The organism is Arthrobacter sp. JCM 19049, assembly GCF_001310435.1.
Map to the genome: position 1 here is coordinate 1 of NZ_BAXF01000738.1, position 867 is coordinate 867.

At 68.1% G+C, this 867-nt stretch carries 1 protein-coding gene and 1 pseudogene; both read right to left on the reverse strand.

The genetic code is table 11. The features are described 5' to 3' along the window. Nucleotides 1-98: 98 nt before the first annotated feature. Nucleotides 99-695 (reverse strand): zinc-dependent metalloprotease, encoded by a 597-nt coding sequence (locus JCM19049_RS15890; RefSeq protein ID WP_054822032.1) that lies wholly within the window; start codon nucleotides 693-695, stop codon nucleotides 99-101. Then, nucleotides 614-867: pseudogene (locus JCM19049_RS21500) on the reverse strand (hypothetical protein); the annotation flags it as partial. The gene JCM19049_RS15890 and the pseudogene JCM19049_RS21500, both read right to left, overlap by 82 nt.

Genomic DNA, 867 nt, shown 5'->3' on the forward strand with positions numbered 1-867 from the left:
CCGATCCCCCGGAGACCCCCAGCAACACGAACTGCCCGCCAACCTGGCGCTGAATGGCGATCCGGGCCTGGGACAGGGCGCTGCTCATCGCGCCGGCCTCACGCCATCCTCGCCAGCCACTGCTGCGGGTGGTCCAGCTCGCTGGCCGTGGGGAAGGCCTGGCGGGATTCGAAGATCCGGTTGAACCCGTCATAGCCGATCTGCCCGACGATGTGGCGCACGAACTTCTCCCCGCGCTCGTACTGCCGGGCCTTGGCATCCATGCCCAAAAGCTTGCCCACCCAGGTGGCGATCACCCCGCGGTTCTGGCCGCGGGCGGCGAAGCGCTGGCGGATGGTCTTGATGCTGGGGATGTCGTGCACGTCGTTCATCACGGCCATCGCATGGCCCTCAAGCACCGACATGATGGTGGTCAGCTCCCCCACCTCGCTGCGCAGCGACTTCACCCGCTGGCCGATCTCGGCCATGGAGCGGGTCTTGCCGCGGGTTCCGGTGAAGATCGCGGCCAGCGTTTCACGCATCACCTCCGGCACCCAGGTGGCCACCTCGAACTGCAGCCGGTGGGTCTGCTCGTGGGTGGCGATCCACAGGTAGAAGTCCGCCGCGTTCAGGTTCATTTCCCCACGGATCTGGGTGATGGTGGGGGCGTTGAGCAGCAGCCGCGAACCGCTGTAGGGGTCAAACTGGCCCAGCACCCGGTGGAGAGGATGGAGAGCACCGCCCCCAGCTCGGCCCCGGCGATCACCGGCACGCTGGGCGGGGTGCTGGGCAGTTCGGGCATCATCGCGGCGAAGTTCTGGCTCACGGCCTTGGCCCATCCGGCACGGTCCACCACCAGCACCTGGGCCGGCTTGGTGGATCCCAGCC